General features: G+C 50.8%; 22 protein-coding genes and 1 pseudogene. 16 read left to right on the top strand and 7 right to left on the bottom strand.

Annotation, left to right across the window (positions count from 1 at the left end; all coding sequences use genetic code 11):
* Window positions 1-293: 293 nt before the first annotated feature.
* A complete protein-coding gene (locus QW71_RS32200) occupies window positions 294-692 on the bottom strand; it encodes a hypothetical protein (RefSeq protein ID WP_039309272.1) in 399 nt (132 codons plus the stop codon).
* 321 nt (window positions 693-1,013) lie between these two features.
* Window positions 1,014-1,181: a DUF1328 domain-containing protein gene (locus tag QW71_RS39420; RefSeq protein ID WP_039309270.1), complete on the bottom strand. Its 168-nt coding sequence runs from the start codon at window positions 1,179-1,181 to the stop codon at window positions 1,014-1,016.
* Window positions 1,182-1,367: 186 nt separating this feature from the next.
* Here QW71_RS39420 and QW71_RS32190 point away from each other — a divergent pair, with 186 nt between their 5' ends.
* From QW71_RS32190 to QW71_RS32145, 10 genes are all read left to right on the top strand, one after another.
* A complete protein-coding gene (locus QW71_RS32190) occupies window positions 1,368-1,874 on the top strand; it encodes a DUF948 domain-containing protein (RefSeq protein WP_039309267.1) in 507 nt (168 codons plus the stop codon).
* 64 nt (window positions 1,875-1,938) lie between these two features.
* Window positions 1,939-2,475: a hypothetical protein gene (locus QW71_RS38395; protein WP_052770495.1), complete on the top strand. Its 537-nt coding sequence runs from the start codon at window positions 1,939-1,941 to the stop codon at window positions 2,473-2,475.
* 91 nt (window positions 2,476-2,566) lie between these two features.
* The gene (locus tag QW71_RS32180; protein WP_039309265.1) at window positions 2,567-2,914 is read left to right on the top strand and encodes a general stress protein; all 348 of its coding nucleotides are present in this window, start codon (window positions 2,567-2,569) and stop codon (window positions 2,912-2,914) included.
* Between the two features lie 214 nt (window positions 2,915-3,128).
* Window positions 3,129-4,301, top strand: coding sequence for a SpoIIE family protein phosphatase (locus QW71_RS32175; protein WP_039309264.1), 1,173 nt, complete (start codon window positions 3,129-3,131; stop codon window positions 4,299-4,301).
* Window positions 4,298-7,966 carry a response regulator gene (locus QW71_RS32170; protein WP_039309262.1) on the top strand — a complete coding sequence of 1,223 codons (3,669 nt, stop codon included), beginning with the start codon at window positions 4,298-4,300 and terminating at the stop codon, window positions 7,964-7,966. Before QW71_RS32175 ends, QW71_RS32170 begins: the two co-directional genes overlap by 4 nt.
* A gap of 82 nt (window positions 7,967-8,048) precedes the next feature.
* Window positions 8,049-8,918 carry a protein-glutamate O-methyltransferase CheR gene (locus QW71_RS32165; RefSeq protein WP_039309260.1) on the top strand — a complete coding sequence of 290 codons (870 nt, stop codon included), beginning with the start codon at window positions 8,049-8,051 and terminating at the stop codon, window positions 8,916-8,918.
* Between the two features lie 17 nt (window positions 8,919-8,935).
* Window positions 8,936-10,606, top strand: a complete 1,671-nt coding sequence (locus QW71_RS32160; protein ID WP_039309257.1) for a response regulator — start codon at window positions 8,936-8,938, stop codon at window positions 10,604-10,606.
* Window positions 10,607-10,703: 97 nt separating this feature from the next.
* On the top strand, window positions 10,704-11,042 hold the full coding sequence (locus QW71_RS32155; RefSeq protein WP_039309255.1) for an STAS domain-containing protein: 339 nt from the start codon (window positions 10,704-10,706) through the stop codon (window positions 11,040-11,042).
* An 18-nt stretch (window positions 11,043-11,060) separates the two neighbouring features.
* Window positions 11,061-11,513, top strand: a complete 453-nt coding sequence (gene rsbW, locus QW71_RS32150; RefSeq protein ID WP_039309252.1) for an anti-sigma B factor RsbW — start codon at window positions 11,061-11,063, stop codon at window positions 11,511-11,513.
* The gene (locus tag QW71_RS32145; RefSeq protein WP_039309251.1) at window positions 11,510-12,280 is read left to right on the top strand and encodes a sigma-70 family RNA polymerase sigma factor; all 771 of its coding nucleotides are present in this window, start codon (window positions 11,510-11,512) and stop codon (window positions 12,278-12,280) included. The genes rsbW and QW71_RS32145 overlap by 4 nt, the downstream gene beginning before the upstream one ends.
* Before the next feature lie 166 nt (window positions 12,281-12,446).
* On the opposite strand, the gene QW71_RS32140 is transcribed toward QW71_RS32145, so the two are convergent.
* Together QW71_RS32140 and QW71_RS32135 are read right to left on the bottom strand one after the other, a co-directional pair.
* Entirely contained in the window at window positions 12,447-12,779 is a 333-nt protein-coding gene (locus QW71_RS32140) for a DUF5665 domain-containing protein (RefSeq protein ID WP_039309250.1), read from the bottom strand.
* 178 nt (window positions 12,780-12,957) lie between these two features.
* Window positions 12,958-13,494 carry a YtxH domain-containing protein gene (locus tag QW71_RS32135; protein ID WP_083442819.1) on the bottom strand — a complete coding sequence of 179 codons (537 nt, stop codon included), beginning with the start codon at window positions 13,492-13,494 and terminating at the stop codon, window positions 12,958-12,960.
* 359 nt (window positions 13,495-13,853) lie between these two features.
* Here QW71_RS32135 and QW71_RS32130 point away from each other — a divergent pair, with 359 nt between their 5' ends.
* On the top strand, window positions 13,854-14,573 hold the full coding sequence (locus QW71_RS32130; protein WP_039309249.1) for a pirin family protein: 720 nt from the start codon (window positions 13,854-13,856) through the stop codon (window positions 14,571-14,573).
* A 117-nt stretch (window positions 14,574-14,690) separates the two neighbouring features.
* Here the strand turns inward: QW71_RS32130 and QW71_RS32125 are convergent, their stop codons facing one another.
* Window positions 14,691-14,915 carry a DUF1128 domain-containing protein gene (locus QW71_RS32125; protein ID WP_039309247.1) on the bottom strand — a complete coding sequence of 75 codons (225 nt, stop codon included), beginning with the start codon at window positions 14,913-14,915 and terminating at the stop codon, window positions 14,691-14,693.
* 199 nt (window positions 14,916-15,114) lie between these two features.
* Here QW71_RS32125 and yyaC point away from each other — a divergent pair, with 199 nt between their 5' ends.
* Together yyaC and QW71_RS32115 are read left to right on the top strand one after the other, a co-directional pair.
* Entirely contained in the window at window positions 15,115-15,642 is a 528-nt protein-coding gene (yyaC, locus tag QW71_RS32120; protein ID WP_039309245.1) for a spore protease YyaC, read from the top strand.
* Between the two features lie 88 nt (window positions 15,643-15,730).
* Entirely contained in the window at window positions 15,731-16,516 is a 786-nt protein-coding gene (locus QW71_RS32115; protein ID WP_039309244.1) for an alpha/beta fold hydrolase, read from the top strand.
* A 206-nt stretch (window positions 16,517-16,722) separates the two neighbouring features.
* Here the strand turns inward: QW71_RS32115 and QW71_RS32110 are convergent, their stop codons facing one another.
* Both QW71_RS32110 and QW71_RS32105 read right to left on the bottom strand, forming a co-directional pair.
* Window positions 16,723-18,030, bottom strand: a complete 1,308-nt coding sequence (locus tag QW71_RS32110; protein WP_039309243.1) for an MFS transporter — start codon at window positions 18,028-18,030, stop codon at window positions 16,723-16,725.
* Window positions 18,031-18,597 (bottom strand): transcriptional regulator, encoded by a 567-nt coding sequence (locus QW71_RS32105; protein ID WP_052770494.1) that lies wholly within the window; start codon window positions 18,595-18,597, stop codon window positions 18,031-18,033.
* Window positions 18,598-18,804: 207 nt separating this feature from the next.
* On the opposite strand from QW71_RS32105, the gene QW71_RS32100 reads away from it, so the two are divergent.
* The 3 genes and pseudogenes from QW71_RS32100 to QW71_RS32085 all read left to right on the top strand — a co-directional run.
* The gene (locus QW71_RS32100) at window positions 18,805-19,467 is read left to right on the top strand and encodes a DUF6483 family protein (protein WP_039309240.1); all 663 of its coding nucleotides are present in this window, start codon (window positions 18,805-18,807) and stop codon (window positions 19,465-19,467) included.
* 46 nt (window positions 19,468-19,513) lie between these two features.
* Window positions 19,514-20,707, top strand: a complete 1,194-nt coding sequence (locus tag QW71_RS32095; RefSeq protein ID WP_039309238.1) for an SAM-dependent methyltransferase — start codon at window positions 19,514-19,516, stop codon at window positions 20,705-20,707.
* Window positions 20,708-21,362: 655 nt separating this feature from the next.
* Window positions 21,363-22,324 (top strand): annotated as a pseudogene (locus tag QW71_RS32085) (hypothetical protein); the annotation flags it as partial.

Below are 22,324 nucleotides of genomic sequence, written 5' to 3'. Positions count from 1 at the left end.
GTACAAGTTTGTGACGGGTGAACTAACTAGGGCGGATGTTTTGTGGGGGGGGATATAGAGAGCTTGAAGCGGCAGTAGTACAAGTTTGTGACGGGTGAACTAACTAGGGCGGATGTTTTGTGGGGTTATCCTTTCAGTAGATTCTTCTACTGAAAGGATAACCCCGTTTCCTGTTTATACACAGGCAAAAAGGCCGTCAGGACTAAGGTCCATGGGCCTCTTGAGTATACCAACTGCGAAGTCATAGCAAAGGTAGCACATCAGCTGTTATGACTTCGCTTATCGTTAAGTATTTATGGAGTAATTACATAAGCGGATGCAGGAACCTTGAGCCAAGCTTTGCCCAGCCAAGTATATACTTCTCTCCACTCATTGCCCCAAGTATCGGTCATGATTACACCTGTAGTATCGACAGTCTGCGCACCCAGCCAGCCGATAGGAGCCATGCTACCCACGGAAAGGTGAAAAGCAGTGATCTTGGTCAGGATAATCTGAGGAGTCGCTAGTTTGATGTCTGCTGGAGTGATTACAGTGTCGAATGGCTCCAGGTATGTACTTCCGGTTACAGACACTGCTGCATCAGAAGTAGGTGTAGTAGTAGTTGTTGTACCTGTTACTTCAGCAGCTGAAGCGGTTGCTGCTATGGAAGCCATAAGACCCATTGCTACTGTTAAGCTGGCTAATTTTTTCATCGATGATTCCTCCTGATTTTGGTTTAGTGGTTTACTTTTCCATGTTTGTACTGTGCTAATAAGCATGTAAACATAAAGTGTATGTAATGAACCAGACATCGGGATGAAATATTTTATTTTTGTTTTATGCCAGGGCGGCCTTGTATTTCTGGTTCTGAGGGCGAGTGACAACCTGAGAGGAAAGGCCTATACTTTCTGAAGGGTGAATAGGATATATCAAGCGGAATAATGTGCATAAATGGAAATAAGCCCGGGGCTTCTCATGGAAGCCTCAGGCTCTACAGCAATGCTTGGTTTGCAGTTAGTTAGCGGAATGAATGACTACATTGACCTTCCTCTGCGTCCCATAAAGAGCGAAACAACGAAGAGAATAAGGAAGATGTAGAACAATACTTTGGCAATGCCTACAGCGGCTGCCACGATATTGAAGAAACCGAAGATACCGGCAATCAGAGCAACTACCAGCAGAATTACTGACCATCTTAACATGAGATGTCATCCTTTCTGTGTGGTGATGTAGTCATTGTTTAAACGGTGCCTATCATTTTGAAACAAACAGAAGGGAATGGTCTTTAAGGCGCTTGACAATTTGTTTCGGCCTAATTCCGTAAGGGTAACTATGCAGTAACAGGCAGAGCAAACGACATTATAAGACATTCGGAAGGGGTTATGGAAATGATCATTGAACTTAGCGTAGCACTAGTTGCTGTTGCATTCGCAGTCCTCGTATTCTTCTTAATTAAAACCTTGAAATCAGCGAAGGAATCCCTCGACAAGGTCAGTCAGACTCTGCAGGAAGTGCAAAAGACCATTGATGAGCTTACTTATGAAGTGAAAACAACGGTCAGACATGCCAACGATATCACTGCCGATGTTCAGGGCAAAATTCAGAAGATTGATCCTATTGTCGATTCTGTGAAGAACCTCGGTGATGTAATGAATGAACTGACACTGACCGTGAAGCAGGTATCGGTAACCGTCATTGAGAAATTCCGCAAATCACGTGAACTGAAGGATAAGGCCAAATCTGTATCCATTGCAGAAGTTCCGCTTACTCCGTCCGAAGAAAGAACTATTCAATCCTATGAAGCGGTAAACGAAAGCAAGTCCAAGGGTAAAATAGCAACAGCGCTTAAGGGCGTGGATGCTGCAGCCGCCATCTGGCAGAAGTTCCGCCATTAATCAGGTTAAGTAGCGCAGGGTTCAGGCCAAGGGTAATTACAGCTTATGAGAGGCGGGAGTTTACATGAAAATCGTTATTCTTTTGCTTAGTCTGCTTTCTCCCTTTATCACCATTCCGCCGCAAGCTGAGACTGTCCCTGCCGCTTCTTCGGCAACCGTGCAACCGCCGGTAATGCTCGCCTTTGAGCATAGTGTCAATACAGTTCCCTACATAAGCAGTTTCGAGTCTCTGGCCGGGGTTACCCTGTATATGCCGGAAGAAGCGCTGCTGCAGACCAAAGGTATCCCGCCTGAGATTACTCCGGACCCTTGGGGAGATTGCCTGGAATATCAATATGCTGACGTCTCCGCCGGTGTTTGTGGGGGCATTGTCCTCTATGTACATGCTTCACCTTCCCAGGCAGAACAGTTCGGCCTGAATCTTAACGGTCAGGAACTGAATCCGGTGACTGCCAGCCTGCAGGAGACATTGGGGGCACCGGATTTTGAAGCCGAGGACGGCGATGTATATATTAGAGGAAGTGCAGCGCTCAAAGTCTACCGCAATATGAATACCGGAGAATGGGAGGGTATTGATTTATTTGACGGAAATTCTTTCTGAGGCTGTTTCAAGGGCGGCAATTAAGGTTAATGAATGCTCAGTCATCTTTTAACTGCGTTGCCCTCTTAAACAATACAAGGAGAGTGATTTCATGGATTCAATCGGTACACAGGCATATGCCAAGTTGCTGGAGAATGGTGTTCAGGCGATAGAAGAAGTGAATCGGCTGCGTAGCAGCGGCTATACAAGAGATGACCTCTACGTGATCAGTCACGATGAAAACCGTGAAGGCCGTATCGTGGATGCTGCAGACGTGAATGAGGTCGGGCTCAGCGAAGAAGGGTTATTTGGTGCGATTGCTAACCTTTTCCGTTCACGCGGCGATGCTCTCCGGTTCAAGATTACTTCGCTCGGCTTCAGTGCGGCGGAAGCGGCATTTTACGAGAAGGAGCTCGATTTGGGCAAAGTTCTCGTTATCGCCAAAAGAAATCCGAAATAATTGCCGGTCAGCCTTCTGTGACCTCTATAGTCCAATAGCGTAACCTCCAGCCCCACTACAAGCAGTGGGGCTGGAGGTTACTTTGTTGAAGACGAGGGCCTGATTCTCTTCCAATATCTTGCTATATGGAAACAGGCCGTTCAAATATCGTATGATAGAGTGATAGAATTACAGGTTTTACGGTCCTAATACTATTCGTGTGAGGTGAGGGAGCTTGAGAATTTTAATCGTAGATGACAATCCGACCAATGTAATCATTATCCGTGAAATCCTGAAAAAAGAAGATTACCGGAATTTTATAACGGCTTCGTCCGCTAAAGATATGTTGAAGCTGCTCGGCGTGGGTTCTGGCATGGATGAGAAGCAGCCTAAGCAGTCGGATGTAGATTTGATACTGCTGGATATGATGATGCCGGAGATGGACGGGATTGAGGCATGCCGTGTGGTTCAGCAATATGAGCATCTGAAGGACATTCCCATTATTATGGTCACCGCTGTGGGAGATTCCAAGAAGCTCGCAGAAGCACTGGATGCAGGTGCCGTAGATTATGTTACGAAACCGATTAACAAGGTGGAGCTGATGGCCCGCATCCGTCTGGCCCTGCGGCTGAAACGCGAGAAGGATTGGCATAAGGAGCGGGATCAGCGCATCCAGGATGAGCTGAAGCTGGCTGCCTTAGTGCAGAATGCAGTACTCAGCTTGCCGCTTACCGATGAAACGTTTGAGGTGCATGCCATTTATCAGCCGTCCTTTGAGCTGGCCGGTGATTTATACGCCTGGTATCCGCTGGGTGACGGGCGTTATGCTGTCATTCTCCTGGATATGATGGGACACGGGATCTCTTCATCGCTGTTCTGTATGTTCCTGGCCTCGGTATTGAAGGATACCGTGACTACCTATGTTGAGCCGGAGAAGGTTATTCAAGAACTCAACAGGCGCTTCAACCAGCTCTACATTGAGAAGCAGCTGGTCCAGTATTACTTCACGGCAATCTATCTTGTCATTGATACACGGATGAAGCGGATTGATTATGTGAATGCCGGACATCCGCCGGCGCTGCTCTTCGAAGGAGAGGCCAAGACCCCGGTTCTGCTGGAGAGCAACTGCCACCCGGTCGGGCTGTTTGACCGGATTGATATCCAGCCGCAGAGCCTCAGCTATGAGGAAGAAGGCCATCTGGTGCTGTTTACAGACGGCTTGCTGGAGATGGTCCAGGGAGAGCAGGCAGAGCAGCTCGAATTCATGATCGGGCATTTGAATGCCGGCCATGACTGGCAGGAAGAGGTTATGCGCACTGCTTTCCTGAATGAGCCTGTGAATCAGGAACGCGATGACGATAAGTGTCTGGTATGGATTTCGCTGAAGAAAGGAACAGATAGGGAATGAAAATAAAGGCTAAACTGCTAATCGGCTTCAGTGCCATGCTGGCCATTATGCTGGCTCTTACCATGATCGGGTATGACCGGCTTCATTATATGAGCGGACAGCTTGACAGCTTCCAGGAGAGATACAGTAAAGGCCGCTCCTCTTCAGGGCTTCGCGGTGAAGTGAATGATATGGCACGGATCTTAACCACCTCGATGCTTAACGCGGATACACTCTCTGTGGATGCCCAGAAGGCGGAAATTAACAGCAAGGTGCTCAAAGCTGAGGATCATCTGAAGAATATACAGGACTCCATGAAGACCACAGAAGAATTGCAGCTGCTATCGCGGATTGAGGCTTCTTATTCTGCGTATAAGAATTATCAGAATAAAGTGCTGGAGATGCTGACTGCCGGGTACTTCCAGAATGCCAATACTTACCGTAATACAGAAGGACAAGATATCCAGAACGAGGTACTGAACAGTCTGAATGCACTTTCCGATTATAATGCTTTCCGGATGACCGATGAGACCGCCAAAGCCAAGGAGGCTTCCGAACGTTCGATTCAGATGGTAACCCTCATTATGATTGTGGGACTGCTGCTGGGGCTTGGGGTGATCCTGTGGGTTATCCCGAGTATTACGCGCGGTCTGAGTGTTGTATCCATGATGATTACCAGCTTCGGCAACGGCAAGATGCGGGCGATCCGGCGGATCAAGGTCAAATCCAAAGATGAGATTGGTGATGTAGCCCGCGTGTTCCAGCAGATGGCTGAGGATATTGAGCAGAAACAGCAGCTTGAGAAATCCTATGCCCAGGCGCAGAGTGATCAGGCTTGGCTGAATGCGAACATAGCCCGGGTAACGGAGCTGCTGCGCGGAGTCAGTTCACTGGATCAGGTATCGCAGACTTTTATCAGTGAGTTCACGCCTGTGCTGGGAGCCCAGTACGGTGCTGTATATTTGAAGGATCAGAACAATCCCAACCTGCTGGTCAGCAGCGCTTTCTATGCCGGTGAGGAAGGCGTCAAACCGAAGGAGAGCTTCGAAATCGGTCAGGGGCTGGTCGGGCAAAGTGCCTTGGACAAGCTGCCGATTAAGCTGACAGAGGCTCCGGATAATTATATTTCCGTTTCCTCCGGATTCGGGGAATCGCATCCGAGTTACATTTCCATCCATCCGCTTTTATTTGAAGATGAGCTTATGGGGGTAGTGGAATTCGCTTCCTTTACTCCTTTCTCGGTGCTGCAGAATGAGCTGCTTCATCAGCTTTCGAATAATCTGGGTATCATTCTGAATAATATCAGCCGCAGGCTTGTCGTTGAAGAGCTGCTGCGGGAATCGCAGGCGCTCACCGAAGAGCTGCAATGCCAGTCAGAGGAACTGCAGACCCAGCAGGAAGAACTCCGCCGTTCCAACGAGAATCTGGAGGAACAGACGGATGCGCTGAAGCGTTCCGAGGAGCTGCTGCAGCGGCAGCAGGGAGAGCTGGAGCATTATAATACGGAGCTGGTCGCCAAGACCCATGCGCTGCAGGAGCAGGTGCAGGAGGTCGAAGAGAAGAAGGATGAGATTGAGCATGCCCGCGTCCAGCTTGAGAAGCAGGCGATGCAGCTTGCTGTGACCAGCAAATACAAATCCGAGTTCCTGGCGAATATGTCTCATGAGCTGCGGACGCCGCTGAACAGCCTGTTAATCCTGTCCCAGCTTCTTACGGAGAATAAAGAAGGGAATCTGAGCGACAAGCAGGTGGAATTTGCCCATACCATCTATATGTCAGGTGCGGACCTGCTCAAGATGATAGATGAAATCCTCGATCTGTCCAAGGTGGATGCCGGAAAAATGGAGCTCAATTACGAAGAGATTCCGCTTACGGAGCTAAAGACCTTCGTGAAGCAGAACTTTGCGCCGCTGGCCAGCAAAAAGGGGCTATCGCTGCGCTTATCCTTCGAAGAGCCGCTGCCGGACCATGTGTTCACGGACAGCCACAGACTGAAGCAGGTGCTGCGCAATCTCTTGTCCAATGCCTTCAAATTTACCAGCGAAGGACATGTGGAGTTCTCCGTCAGCAGAGCGGACACCAAGCATCTGCCTTCCTATCTGCCGCATGAATTTGAATACATTGCACTGTCCGTCAAGGACAGCGGAATCGGCATCCCGTCCGACAAGATGGATATTGTCTTTGAGGCCTTCCAGCAGGTCGACGGGACAACCAGCCGCAAGTATGGGGGCACAGGTCTCGGACTGTCAATCAGCCGCGAGCTGGCCCGTCTGATGGGCGGGGCGATTGGACTGGAATCGCGTGAAGGACAAGGAAGTATCTTCACCTTGTATCTGCCGGTCAAAGGGAATTACAGCCTGCTGCCGGGAGTGGCAGAAGCAGCCGCCGCACGGGATGCGGCGACGCTTATAGAGTACCGGGACGAACGTTCATGGGATGAAATCGGTGATGTGGCACCTACGCCCCTCGTGCCGGTTATTGTTGAGGATGACCGCGAATCGCTGACTGCCGGCGACAAGGTGCTGCTCATTATCGAAGATGATGAGAGCTTTGCCAAGATACTGCTCGGCATGGCCCGCGGCCGCGGCTTCAAGGGACTGGTGGCCCTTCAGGGAGATACCGGCCTGCAGATGGCCAAGACCTATCTGCCTGACGCGATTATTCTCGATATCCAGCTGCCGGTCATGGACGGCTGGTCAATACTCAGGGAACTCAAGGGTGCTTCCCAGACCCGGCATATCCCTGTGCATGTGATCTCCGTGAACGATGAGATTAAGCAGGGCCTCATGATGGGCGCGATGGCCTACTTAAGAAAGCCTTCTTCCCGCGAAGCGCTGGACCGGGCATTCTCGCAAATTGAGAACTACACCGCCAGCACGCTTAAGCATCTGCTCATTGTAGAAGATGATGATATCCAGCGCCGATCCATCATGGAGCTTATCGGGCATGATGATGTAGCCATTACTGCGGTTTCCACCGGCTATGAAGCCCTGGGCGAGCTGCGCAAGCAGAGGTATGACTGTATGGTCCTCGATCTTATGCTGGAGGATATGACCGGGTTCGAGCTGCTGGATCAGATCCGGGATGATGAAGAGCTGAATGATCTGCCGATCATTATTTACACCGGTAAAGATCTGGACAGCAAAGAAGAGACGCAGCTGCGTAAATATGCGGAATCGATCATTATCAAGGATGTCCGCTCGCCGGAACGGCTGCTGGATGAAACTACGCTGTTCCTGCACCGGGTAGAGGCAAATCTTCCGGAAGATAAGCGTAAAATTCTGCAAAAGCTGCACAATAAAGAAGAATTGTTCGACGGCAAAAAAATATTGCTCGTCGATGATGATATCCGAAACGTCTTTGCCCTCTCCAGTGTTCTCGAAGGTTATCACATGGAAGTGAAGTTCGCCGAGAATGGGCGGGAGGCCATTGATATGCTGGTGGAGCAGACGGATTATGATCTGGTGCTGATGGATATGATGATGCCGGAAATGGACGGCTACGAAGCGATGCGGCGTATCCGGCAAATGCCGCAGTACCAGAAATTGCCGATTATTGCACTTACGGCCAAGGCGATGAAGGAGGACCGGGCGAAGTGTATTGAGGCCGGAGCCTCCGATTATATGAAGAAACCGATCAGTACAGATCAGCTTCTTTCCTTAATGCGCGTCTGGTTGTATTCGTAAGGGCGATTTCGGGGTAATAGCTATACAGTACCATTTGGAACGAGTCCGGAAATAAGGCTTAGGCAAGGGAGTATTGATAACAATGACAGCTATGGAGCGCGGATATGAGGAGCAGGCTATTCAGGCAGGGAGTAAACAGGAGCTTGAACAGATTGAAATTGAGCTGCTTCTTAGCGGGGTACACCGTCTATATGGATATGACTTCAGGAATTATGCGCTGCCTTCATTGAAACGGCGCATCTGGCATCATGTCCATGCCGAGAATGTGCCCAGCATATCCGCCCTGCAGGAGAAAGTGCTGCATGACCGTGCCTGCTTTGAACGGTTTGTATACAGTCTTTCGATCCCTGTAACGGAAATGTTCCGCGATCCGGGACTCTTCCTGACCTTCCGGCAGAAGGTGGTCCCCCTGCTGCGGACCTATCCGTATATCCGGATCTGGCATGCCGGCTGTTCCACAGGCGAAGAGGTATACTCCATGGCTATTATGCTGCATGAGGAAGGGCTTTACGACAAGGCGCGGATTTATGCAACAGATATGAACGCGCGTTCCCTGCAGCAGGCCAAAGAAGGCGTGTATGAGATCGGGAAGATGAAGCAATATACCAAGAATTATCTGGAGGCGGGCGGTACACGCGCGTTCTCGGAATACTACACAGCGAAGTATAATTCAGTGATTTTGCAGCCTTACTTGCGCAAGAATATTATTTTTGCCGAGCATAATCTGGCGACAGACACTTCATTTAATGAATTTAATGTTATTTTTTGCCGCAATGTAATGATCTATTTCAACGATGAGCTCCGCGATCATGTTCATGGCTTATTCCACGAAAGTCTCAGCCGGTTTGGAGTGCTGGTCCTTGGTTCCAAGGAATCCATTCATTTCACGAAATACAGTGACAGCTACGAAGCTTTGGACAGGGTGGAAAAAATATACCGCAAGAATAAGTAGCGGGTAAGGAGGGGCCTATGGGGGTTCAGGAACCGATTCATATACTGCTGGTTGACGACCGTCCCGAGAATCTGCTGGCACTGGAAGCAGTGCTTGAGAGTCAGCATTACAAGCTTGTCAAAGCCAATTCTGGTGAAGAAGCACTGCGGTGCTTATTAAGATATGAATTTGCAGTTATCGTACTGGACGTGCAGATGCCGGGTATGGACGGAATCGAAACCGCCAAATTAATCAAAGCCAGAGAGAAAACCAAGGATATTCCGATCATTTTTATCTCTGCCAACAGCAAGGAGGCGGAGCATCTGTTCGCGGGTTATTCTGCCGGTGCCATTGATTATATGGTCAAACCATTTATTCCGCAGATTCTGAAGTCCAAGATCGAAGGCTTTGTTAACATGTATCTGACCAGCAAGAAGCAGCAGCTTCAGTCTATGCTGCTGCAGCAGAAGACGCAGGAACTCGAGCGGATTAACGGGGAACTGGTCAAAGCCAAGGAAGAGGCGGAGATTGCCGCTAATGCCAAGACCGAATTCCTCGCGATGATGAGCCATGAGATCCGTACGCCGATGAACGGGGTAGTGGGCATGATCGATCTTCTGATGGAGACGGAGCTTGCTCCTGAGCAGAAGGAATATACGGAGATCATCCGCAAAAGTGCGGATACCCTGATTACGGTCATTAACGATATCCTTGATTTCACCAAGATGGAATCAGGCAAAATGGAAATGGAAGAGCAGTTGTTTGAGCTACAAACCACCATCCAGGAGGTGTTTAGCTTATTTTCTGCGGAAGCAGGCAAAAAGAATCTGGAGCTGGCCTATTTCATCGACCAGAAGCTGCCAAAGCTGATTTACGGGGATATGGCCCGTTTGCGTCAGGTATTAATTAATCTGATGGCCAATGCGGTCAAATTTACCAACCAGGGCGGAGTATATTTGGTTGCGTCCAGCGTGCCTACAGCTGATAATAAACTGGTAGTGGAATTTACAGTGAAGGATACAGGCATTGGAATTTCACCGGAGAAATGTGACCGGCTGTTCCAGCCCTTCTCTCAGCTTGATTCCTCCATGACCCGCAAATACGGAGGGACGGGCCTGGGGCTCGCCATCTGCAAGTCGCTTGTTGGGATGATGGGCGGAGATATCCGTGTGGAGTCGATGGAAGAGAAGGGAGCTACATTCGTATTCACGATACAGGTAGCTGTCCCGGAGGATGAACTGGCAGGCAGCTGCCAGGAGGAACAGAGTGCGGGGAAAGTGGTTGACCGGCATTGGCGCAGCAAGGTGCTTGTCGTGGATGACCATCCGGTCAACCAGCGCCTGATGGTAAGCATGCTGGACAAGCTGGGCTACAATGCCGAGGTTGCCGAGGATGGGAGCCAGGCTGTAGAGATGGCCCGGAACTCTGCTTACGATTTTATATTCATGGATCTGCAGATGCCGGTGATGGATGGGCTTACAGCGACCTCCAAGATTCGCGAGGACAGCGGCGGTTCCCCGGACAAGACCATTATTATTGCCATGACTGCGAATGTCATGGAGGGCATCCAGAATCGCTGCACCGCGTCCGGAATGGACGGCTATATCAGCAAACCGCTCAAGCTAAGCAGCATCAAGCAGATTATTTCCAGGTATTCTGTCAAGGATAACCCCGCTGCCCAGCGGAATACCTCACTTTTTAATGCATGATCCAGTAATTACCACAGCCGTTAAGTCCCAATTTGTTGTTTCAACAGTGTAGCATTAGGGTTATTGGTAAAGAAAACATTTATCAGGAGAGTTGTCTATGAATACACATAAAAGCGAAAAGTTCCACGCAAAAACCGAAACAGAAGGCACAGTATGCACCGTTTATCTGATTGGAGAGCTCGATTTGTCTGTGGCTCCTGATTTCCGTCTGGTCATGGAGCCGCTGGTGGGAGATACGGGACTTGATCTCGTGATTAATCTTAAGGATTTGAGATACATTGACAGCACAGGAATCGGGATTTTGTTGTCGATTCTCAAAGCAAGACACGGAATGGAAGTTAAATTTGCCGTTGAGGAAGTTCCTCCACAAATACAGAAATTGTTTGATATGACCGGCATTTCCAAGTTTTTTGCCCCCCAAGAGAATTCCCACTAGGAAAGGATCGAACTAAGGATGAGTGATGACGTGCAAAGAGTAGTTCTTCAGTTACCCGCCAGTGCAGAATATGTCGATATCGTCAGACTTAATTTATATGGCATTGCCTCTAAGATGGGTTTCACTTATGAAGATATTGAGGATATGAAGGTAGCAGTCTCGGAAGCCTGTAACAACTCCGTGCTTTATGCTTACGGGCAGGAAGACGGTTTGGTTGATGTAATCTTTGAAGTAGGATCAAGTGCTTTGTCCATTACTGTCAAAGATGAGGGGGAGAGCTTTGACGGTTTGGATTCGTCTGATGAACGTTTGACGCTGCATGACAAGGAGCTGAATGATGTTCAGGTGGGCGGACTGGGATTTTATTTAATGCAGGCGCTTATGGATGACGTTAGCGTCGTCAGCGAAGCAGGGAAAGGGACAGTCGTTACCCTGACTAAGCGGCTTAATTACAGCGAGGAGAAAGTATGAACGACAAAGTGACTCCCCCAGAGTCCATGAATGAAGCAGTAAGCCTGATCTGGGAATACCAGCAGACGAAAGACAATGAAATAGCTACAGTGCTCATCCGTAAATACGAGCCCATGGTGAAGATGGCAGCCGGCAAAATTGCCCGTAACCGTCCGGATCTCTATGAAGATCTGTATCAAGTGGGACAAATGGCGCTGATCCGGCTGTTGCAGCAATATGATATTAGCCTGGGGATACCTTTTGAGCCCTATGCGATGAAAAGCATGATCGGACATATGAAGAATTTCCTGCGTGATAAATCCTGGTACATACAGGTTCCAAGACGGATCAAGGAAAAAGGCGCACTTGTACAGCAGGCCATTGATGAACTTACCATTCGATTGGAACGTTCCCCTGCGGTGGAAGAAATTGCCCATTATCTGGATCTTACTGTGGAAGAAACTGTGGAAGTACTGGCCGGCAGGGAATGTTATCATTATGTCTCTCTTGATTCACCGCTCTCGCAGGAAGAGACGGGGGCTACACTCGGCGAATTGATCAGCTCTGACGCCAATGACTATGAGACTGTGGAGAAACGCATGGATCTCCAGCAGGCTCTGGGACAGCTGAAGGAGCAGGAGCAGCAGGTACTGCTGCTGGCTTTCCAGGATGGCCAGTCACAGCGTGCCATCGCCCAGAAGCTCGGGGTATCGCAGATGAGTGTTTCCCGTATACAGAAGCGTGCTACCGAGAAGCTGAAGCAGATTATGGCTAACTCTTCTTATTAAGCTAAGCGGTATGCCGTTATATTGAATAACAGGACAAGCCCTTCCCCGCCGGGATAGGGCTTGTTTTGCTATAGGCAGGAATAATTCCCCGCGGTTCACGAGCAACACCCCTCTGCAGTCTATTCTGGCGGGAGTAGGCTGCAGGAGGGGTGAGCGGGAAATTTGCTTAGCTGTTGGCATCAATATATTTTTTGATTTCTCCAAGATATTCCCCGATAACCGGCACATCAAGAAACAAACTAAGAATATAGCCCAGTAAACCGAGGATCACGAACGTACCAAGGGAAAGCCCCAGGCCTCTGGATACGCCGGCCATCAGATTGGTAATGATCCGCTTCTTGGGGTCCGTATAATTCTCCAGGATATCCTTGAATTCGGATTTTTCGAGTGAATCTGCAATTTTGTCGAGCCGTGCATTCAAGCGTTTGACCTCATGCCGCAGCTCGAAGGGATGCTCATCAACTTCATAAGCTTTAGTTCTGCTGTCCGCTTCTCCCATAAGGCGTACCTGCTTTCTATAGCCTGGAACAGGCTTTAATGAGTATATGAGGGTATAATCCATTTCGGCTTAGTGTGGGCTTATAAGCCGAAAAAAGGCATGCATAAATAGAGAGCAGCCAGCTACGGCGAGCTGGCTGCTCTCTTGTACTGCCTGAATAGGCCGTATATCGCCGTTTTTAATAAGTGGACTTGTAAGAGGATTTAACTTCCTCTTTAGCATCCGTAGCTTCATCAGCTAGGTCTTTGGAAGCATCTTTAGCTTTGTCGGCTACCTCTTTAGAGGAGTCTTTGGCTTCATCCGAGACATCCTTGGAAGCGTCCTTAACATCACCGGCCACATCCTTGGAGGCTTCGCTTACGGTTTCACCAATCTTCTTGCCGGTTTCCGACAATGTAGCAGCAATTTGTTGTTTGCTGTCGCTGACCGTTGTGAAGATGTCGGAGGCTTTAGCAGATACTGTACCTGCCAGATCGGTCGCTTTTTCACTGACTGTAGTCGCCAGCGCTTTAGTCTTGTCTGTTACGGCTCCTGCAACCTCTTTGGTTTTGTCAGTGGCAATCGAGAGCTTGTCCGACAAATCACTGCGCATTTCACGGCCCGGTTTCGGTGCGAACAACAGTGCCGCCGCAGCCCCAAGCAGACCGCCTATGAAAATTCCCTTGAAAAATGTACCGCCGCTTTCTACTGGATATTCCGTTTCCGCCTTGTTCATCACCAATCACTCCTCATTAGATTATTATGATTTGAACTCCGGCTGCTATGCTGCCTGCCATCATTCAAATTCAGGATAGCCTGAAGTATCTTACTTCGTATATAAACGTAGGGGTATATACTGAAACAGTTGGTGAGCATGGGAAAGATTGCCGGAGTATAGGGAAGCATCCAGGCAATAAAGGGTCTTTTCTATATATAAACGGCTACATTTACGGCTTTACAAACGCTTGATTGATGAAGAAAGGAAGGGGGTAAGAGATACTAAATCAAAGCGCCTATATACATCTCATATAAGGAGCATTTATCCCCTGTTTAAGATATGGAGAAGGTTCCAACATCTATGGAGGTGCAAAGTTTATGATTAAAGTAGTCACATCAGCCGAGCGTCATACTTCGAATAGAGAATGGATACACAGTGAATTCAGCTTTTCTTTTGCTGATTACGATGACCCCAGCAATGCCCACTTTGGCGCACTGCTGGCCCATAACGACAATGAATTGAAGCCGGAGCAAGGCATGCATGAGCATCCGCATCATGATCTGGAGATTATTACTTATGTAGTTTCCGGAGTCCTCAAGCATCAGGATGATCTCGGTAATCATGCAGATCTGCAGGCCGGAAGTGTACAGATGATGAGCGCGGGTACAGGCATCAATCATTCGGAGACGAACCCGTCCCTAAGCTCGAATGTGCGTTTCTTGCAAATCTGGCTGCTGCCGGATCGTCCGGGAATGACGCCGAGGTGGGACGCCAGATTCTTTCCGGACGAGCTTAAGCTGAACAACCTGCTTCCTGTGGCTTCCGGATCAGCGGACAAGGGAGCGCTTAAGCTGGGCGAGGATGTTACGGTCTATTTGTCCCTTCTGCAGACGAACCGGGAGCTGCATTACCCGCAGCAAGAGGAGCGGCGTACTCATATTTATCTGATTTCCGGAAATCTGGAGATTAGCTGCTCAGACGGCGTGTTTCAGCTTCAGCAGGGAGATGCGGCGCGTATCCGCAAGAGCTGTGATCTGACCATTAAAGGGACAAGCAATGGCGGAGAGGCAGAGTTCATCCTGATTGATCTGCCGTAAATGCCGGGCGCAGACCTGCCTATAACGGAGCATCAACGCACAAAAGCCCTTCATCTTCCCTGTCCATTCCTACGGACGGGTCGGAGAGAAGGGCTATTATCATGCCAATTGACCGGTTTATTTCTTGCGCAAGCGTCCAAGCTCAGAGACAAGCGCCTCCACCTGTGAGATGCTGAGCCTGTCGCTGCCCATGGCAACCTCATAAATATCCTGAATGTCCTCATAATGCTCCACCGAAAAAGCCGAGGCCTGCATAGCCGCAGCGCTGGCCATTTTCAGCTTGTTCTTGATACCCTCGATCATATACTCAACATTTTCCTGGCTTGGTTTCGATAAATCCATGGGGTATAACAGTCCTCCCTGAGTGATATAGATTGTGAACTTAAGGTATGCTCCATTACATTCTTAAGTCCATCTTACACAGTTCAAGTATTTTATCATGTTTGGATAGTGAAAGACCATTTTTTTGTCTGGATCACAGAAAACATGTTAAATTAGAGGGAATAATTCGCAGGCAATGGAATGAGGGGGAGGGAAGTCTTTGGCAATCAGAGAAGAAGAGAGCAGGAAACGCCGCAAGATGGATGCAGACGGGCTGGCTTCCTTCTTCCGGGAGATCGCCGCCTTGCATCCGGCAGAGCAGCTGACCTTTCTGTGCATCGGAACGGACCGCTCCACTGGTGATGCTCTGGGGCCGCTGACAGGCAGCCGTCTGCTGGAATATGGGTTCCCCCATGTTACCGGTACGCTGCCGGCACCTTGCGATGCGGATAATCTGATCCAGCGGATAGCTGAGATTCCGGAAGGGCAGATTATTATCGCTGTGGATGCCTGCCTGGGGCCGCCCGCTGCGCTCGGGTATTACTTCGCGGCTGCGGAGCCGCTTCGTCCGGCACAGTCAGTCGGGCTGTTGCTGCCCGCAGTCGGAAACTACAGTCTGGCAGCGATTGTCGATGTGAACAGTCCCCGGCCTTACCGTACGCTGCAGACCACGCCGCTGCACCGGGTGATCGTTATGGCCGACCAGATTGCCCGTGCTGCCGCCCAGGGTTTCGGGCTCACGGGCTGAGAGCGTTTCAAAGGTACCTGATCTAGCTTAATAATAAAGACAAGCCGCGGTCTTCAACCGGATACTACATAGAAAGAAGGAAGCAGCCATGGAAAATGTTCGATGCGAAGGAAGCAACATTTGTTACAGTGATCAAGGTACAGGTGATGTCATTGTTCTGCTGCATGGATTCTGCGGGAGCTCGGAATACTTTGACAGGGTTATTCCTGGCTTAATCGCCAACTACCGGGTCATTGCCCCTGATTTGCGCGGACACGGATCTTCAGATGCTCCGCTCGGAGCCTACACGATCGAACAGATGGCCGATGATGTTCTTTCACTGCTGAATGCCCTGGAGATTCCTGAGTGTTATTTGCTTGGACATTCCCTGGGAGGCTACATTACTTTGTCGTTTGCCCAGCGCCATGCCTCCAGGCTGAAGGGCTTCGGACTGATTCATTCCTCCGGCTATCCGGACAGTGAGGAAGCCAGGGAGAACCGGCTGAAAAGCGTGAGTACGATCCAGAATGAAGGCATCTTTGCTTTTGTAGACCAACTGGTGCCTGGGCTCTTTGCTCCTGGTGCAGCACCGCAGCTTCTGGAACGCGCCAAGGAGATAGGCTACAAGACCCCTCCGCAAGGTGCCGCAGGGGCAGCCATGGCCATGCGTGAGCGTCCCGACCGCAGGGATGTCATCTCGGCAACGGCGCTGCCGGTGCTGCTGGTAGCCGGAGCGGAGGATTCGAAGGTGACTCCAGAACGGACCTTCACCTCGGATAATCCGAATATTACCAAGGTGACGATAGCTGGTGTGGGCCACATGAGCATGTTTGAAGCACCGGAGCATTTGTCGCAGATTATTAAGGATTTCGTACACGCGCCTGTGCAGAAGTAATTCATATAGCATACAAAGAGGCAGCATTCGCCGGATGGCGGAATGCTGCCTCTTTGTATTGGCCGCACGGCGGCTTTATTGAAATTTACGGATAGCCGGAACACAGAGCACGAGAGCGACACAGGTCAGTCCCAGAGTGGAATACAAAGAGGCAGCATTCGCCGGATGGCGGAATGCTGCCTCTTTGTATTGGCCGCACGGCGGCTTTATTGAAATTTACGGATAGCCGGAACACAGAGCACGAGAGCGACACAGGTCAGTCCCAGAGTGGAGAAAATAATTATGGTCGGAACCCCGCCAATCAGGTCGGCCAGCCAGCCGACCAAGATGTAACCGACCGGCAGCAGGGCGAAGGAGCCGAATAAATCGAGGCTGGCTACCCGTCCGAAGGCTTCCTTCGGGACCAGCTCCTGCAGGCTGATCTCCCAGATCAGTCCGAAGATCATCAGCCCGAAGCCTTCAAGGGCAAAGAAACCGATGGCTGCAGCCGGGGTACCCGCAAACGGCATGAGCAGCAGAGCCACACCACCCAGCATAGCACCGCCGTAAGCCATAATGCCGCGGTTCTTCCATTTCGGCCGCAGTCCGAACAGCAGGCCTGCGATAATTGCGCCTACTCCGGAGAAGGTAACGGCAAGCCCGTAGACATAAGGAGGCCAGCCGTGATGGACCTTGAAGAGCCAGGGAAGAAGGACGCTGCTGATCCCCGCGTAGCAGATGTTGATGAAGCAGAAGGCCAGAATCGTAATCCACAGCCAGGGGTGGCTGCGCAGAACAGAGATTCCCTCGATGAAATCCTCTTTCCAGTTAGGAGTATTCTGGGCTTCAGTATCTGGCAGAACGGAGGCCGCGGCATCTGCGGCGGGTCCGGGCTGCAATTTGACGATCAGCACTCTGCGCAGGTAGACAAGGCAGATTAGGGAGATCAGATAAGTGAAGGCATCCAGTCCGAAGCCGACACCTGCGGACAGGTGAGTGATCAGCAGACCACCCAGTGCGGGGCCGATCAGGCGTACGGACTGGGTAGTGATTTGGGTCAGTGAATTCGCAGCTACGCGGATGTCCGGAGTGAATACTGTGGCCCGGACTGCAGCATAGGCAGGCTGGAATAGACCATCGAGCAGACCGTAGAAGGCTACCAGGATATAGAGCAGCGGAATGCTGAGTATTCCGGCCAGGGCCAAGACTGCCGTTATCATCATCACGGCAAAGCGGGCAATATCCGCCAGCATCATAATCCGCACACGGTCGTAACGGTCCACGATATGTCCGGATACCGGAAGCATGATCACATTCGGCAGCATGTAAGCGGCCATGACCAGACCCATCGTGGTGGTAGATCCTGTCAGTGAATAGACGAGGACGGGCAGAATGACCATCGTCACCGAGCTGCCGAGGAATGAAATTAAATGTCCCAGCCACAGATAGGGAAAGGCGCGTGAACGGACAAAAGGAGCAGCGAAACCCTGCAGCGGATTGCGCCTTTCCTGTCCGGAAGGAGCGGCGGTATTCATCTACTCCTGTACCTCCGCATCTGTATCCGTCTCCGGAGCAGGCTCTGCAGACTGCAGGCGGCCCATCACGATTTCAACACCATACTCGTCGCCGGCAGTAACTTTAGATTCCCAGGCGGTGATCAGCTCCAGCATCTCCTGATGGAATTTCGCAAGCTCCGGAGGAGAGAGGGTAAGTCTGGTGATGAAATGCTCCACCTGGTCTTCTTTGCGGAAGTGGAAGCCGCTAAGCTGCTCCGAGCGGAACATAGTCCCCTTGGAGCGGTAGAATTTCTGGATGATGCCTCCCGCCGCTTCGGTGCGGACAAGCTCCAGAAGCCCGCCCTCATAGAGCTTGACGATGTGGTAGTGGATGTTTCCCGGTGTCTTGTTCAGCTTCCCGGCAACCTGCTTGGACGTGAGGGGTTCCCCCGACAGCGTATGCATGATCTTAATCCGCAAGGCGCTTTCCAGCAGCTTATCCTGTTCCGGGGTGACCTTCAAAGGCTGGACGTTATCTTCCAGTTGAGACTTGCTTGAAGCAGCTGCTCCCGGCGGGCTTTGCCCCGGGTCAGCGGGTTGTGACATCACGTTTCCTCCTATAATTCGATCTGTGTAACAGTATGATCTGGATTCCAGACTGGTTATTTGTATTGTATTTGAGACTGCTATTTTATGTCAAGAACAATCAGTAGCAGTGATAACAAGTGTTGGCTGAAGGACAGGGGTTATGCCAGGTGGCGCAGGCGGGTGGAATGGTTTAAGATGATTTCAAAGGCGAAAGGGTGAGCAAGCATGTTCCGGAGAGATTATATCGTACGCATGATCGAGGATATGACGGCAATGGTTGCCAAGGTAATGACCTTGAAGCAGGATAAAAAAACAACAGAAGCCCTGTGGGAAGTAGACGAGCTGCTGATGCGGCATTTCCGTATAAATTCCCGTCTGCTCAATTCGCTGTCCGTAGAGGACATTATTGATATGTTTCGTCTCGGCGGTGTGCTGGAGTCCGATAAGCTGCAAGGGGTAGCCCGGCTGCTGAAGGAGGAAGGCGGTATTTACGCGGCAAAAGGGGATCAGGATCAAGCCCTGTTCAGGGCGATACGGTCCTTGCATTTGTTTTTGTATGCGGATCTGCATGGTGCCGACCGTGAGCTGCTGAACATGACGGGCGATATCAATGAGCTCTTGGAGGAAGTAGAGCCTTACCGCCTTCCGGCCAAAACAGAGCGGCTGCTGATGGCCTACCAGGAATCCCTAGGACATTACGCCAAAGCGGAGAACAGCCTGTACCGGCTATGGGAGCAAGGGGAGGATGTTGCGGCGGAGGGCAGGGAGCTGTACGGACGGCTGCTGGTGTTGAGTCCGGAGCTGTTAGCCCAGGGGGGGCTTCCTCTGGAGGAAGTGCAGCAGGGCGGGGAAGAATGGAGCAAGCTTACGGTTAATGCTATAATATAACGATATTCAGGAGACAACGTGCTCCATTTATAAATTCGAAAGTGAGATGTACCCAGTGGAATCTTTGAAAGCATTGATCGACCAAGTGATTACCGGCCGTACGCTGATTACGGCTACGCTAAGCCAGCTGCGCAGCAAGGGTGGGGTCACCTACAGCAAAGTGCAGATCAAACCTGTTGAATTAAAGGGCAAGCTGCACTATCAGTTCGCCTACTATATCGGCCCCAAGGTCGAACACCGCAATATTCCGGCAGAGGATGCCGCTGAAGAAATGCTGACTTTGCTGAGAGAGACCTTCCGCCAAGGTCTGCTCTGTACTGCGGGTGCCGACTACCAGGTGCTGATCAGCAAAAAATATAAGGTGTCTATTCTTACAAAGTCTGCCAGCAAACAGGAGGAACCGGACTTGGCGCATAACCGCCGGAAGCAGTATGTCCTGGACGAAGGAGAACCGGTGCCGTTTCTCGTGGAGCTTGGCATTATGAACAGCGAAGGCAAAGTGCTGGCTAAGAAATATGATAAGTTCCGCCAGATCAACCGGTTCCTGGAGATGGTCCAGGATGTGCTCGGTGATCTTCCGGCAGGCCGTCCGCTGACGATTGTTGATTTTGGCTGCGGCAAATCCTATCTGACCTTTGCACTGTACCACTATCTGGCCGTCCGTGAGCAGCGGGAGCTGAATATTGTCGGTCTTGACCTGAAGGCGGACGTCATTGCGCACTGCGGTGCGCTCGCTGCCAAGCTGGGCTACGACCGTCTGCAGTTCCTGGTCGGTGATATCGCTGACTATAATGAACTGGACCAGGTGGACATGGTTGTTACCCTGCATGCCTGTGATACAGCGACAGATGCCGCTCTGGAGAAGGCGGTACGCTGGGGCGCATCGGTTATCCTCTCGGTGCCTTGCTGCCAGCATGAGCTGTTCGCCCAGGTGCAGAGCGATGTGCTGAGTCCGCTGCTGTCACACGGAATCCTGAAGGAACGCTTCTCGGCACTGGCCACGGATGCAATCCGGGCCAAGCTGCTCGATCTGATGGGTTACCGCAGCCAGCTGCTGGAATTCATCGACATGGAGCATACGCCGAAGAACATCCTAATCCGTGCCGTGCGGAGCGACAGCGGCGACAACGCCGCCAAATGGCGCGAGTACACCGCGTTCCGCGATTTTCTCGGTGCCAAGCCTTATCTGGAGCGCGTCTGCTCTGATCTGCTGCCCGGGGGAAATGCGGAGCTTAATTAATCAGCTTAATAGTTCAGAGTGTGACAGAACGGCTGCTTCCTATGGGGGCGGCTGTTTTTTGTGCAAATATAAGAATTTATAAGCTGCACTTGATAACTTATCCTTCTATTTCTCGCGGAACCGTAACCGTCCTTACAAAAGGACTGCAAAGCCGTTTTCACTTGGGATTGCTATTGGAAGCTTCGGCCGCTATTGCGGTGCATCTGTAGTGCATCTGTAGTGTTTCTGTAGAGCATCTGTGGTGCTTCTGTGGTGCTGACTGTGGCGCGTTTGTAATGAATTCGTAATGTTATTTTTGTGCTATTGTAGGGTCTTCTGTGATGCCCTGAATCAAAATCTTGCATCAAATACAACAATTCCTTCATTATGCCGCCTCTAATCGGGAATTGTTGTACAAAAGGCAACATTTCCCCCTCCTTCAAGCCGATTTATGGAACTAATCTTGTATTTCGTACAACAATCCATCCAAACACCCGGGTATTTCTGAAGCCAAGTTGTAATATATACAACATTTCGAATAATCCCGCTTGACTATCAGCTCTTAAGCGTTTATTTCCCAATCTTAGACTTAAGTGCGGTTCATATAGCGATTTTCTTTTGCATTGCGATAGATATGGGAAGACTGTAAGCAACAATAGGAATAGGGGATTTAGGAATGCGGATGAATCGGTTTCAGCAGTACGGAGGAATGGCGGTCACTCTGGCTTGCAGTTTGGCGTTGATAGCAGCGGGCGGAGCGGCCTGTGTGCTGCGAGGATTCTTTTTTGCCAAGGAAATGTATCTCTTCCTGACCCTATGGTTTGCTCTTTGCGGAGTTCTAACCCTGGGGGGACTTGTCCTGTATGCCGCCTCCCGCTGGGAAAAGCGGCGAAAGCTGAAGGGTGAGCTGGCGGGGAAGGCGGAGACCCTGCGGGCGCTACCTGGAGGTATCGTAAAGGGAGATATAGCTGAAGCTGAGAGGTTAGCCGGGAGTGGCCGGTTGGTGACAGACAATGCCGGGAAGGCCGAGATAACGCAGGCAGCAGTTGAGGCAGTGTCCGGGAGTGGCCGTATGTTGGATGGCAGTGTGAGTAGAGTTACGAGGTTGAAGGCGGCTGTATGGTTGTTGCCGGGCTGCTGCATTGTCATCTGTATTCTTTACGCTATTCATGCATTCCGTGGCCCCTTATCCTCGCAAGGAACATTGGATGAATTGCTGCGCTGGGGATTCTACGCCAGCTTTGCTGTATTCGCTGTACTTGTGGCGGGGGGACCCCGCCGGGGAGGAACTCTTCTTGCAGCGGTCTGGCATCTGCTGGGTCTCGTGATCAGCCTGTCTGCCTTATTGGCGGTGTGCGGTGGCCTGCCGGTTCCTTACGCGGTAGCCTACAGCCAGTCACCTGAGGTCAGTGCGACTGGTGCCCGGCTGGCCGGACTGCTTCAGTATCCGAATGCCTTTGGCGCGGTGATGGCTGTGTTTCTGCTGGAGCGGCTATTTGCTGCTGCTTATGGCTTCAGGCTAACAGGTCCTTCGGGAACCGTGAGTGGAGAAGACTGCGCAGAGGGAGAGGTTGAAGCATCCCGTGGAGCGGTAAACCGGGCGGAGCAGGAGAACATAGCCAGCGGTGAAGCGGAGGG

This window comes from Paenibacillus sp. IHB B 3415, from assembly GCF_000802655.2.
In the GTDB taxonomy this organism is placed as follows: domain Bacteria; phylum Bacillota; class Bacilli; order Paenibacillales; family Paenibacillaceae; genus Paenibacillus_AQ; species Paenibacillus_AQ phytohabitans.
The sequence above is the reverse complement of the archived record's forward strand: the minus strand, read 5'-3'. Positions and strand labels throughout refer to the sequence as shown.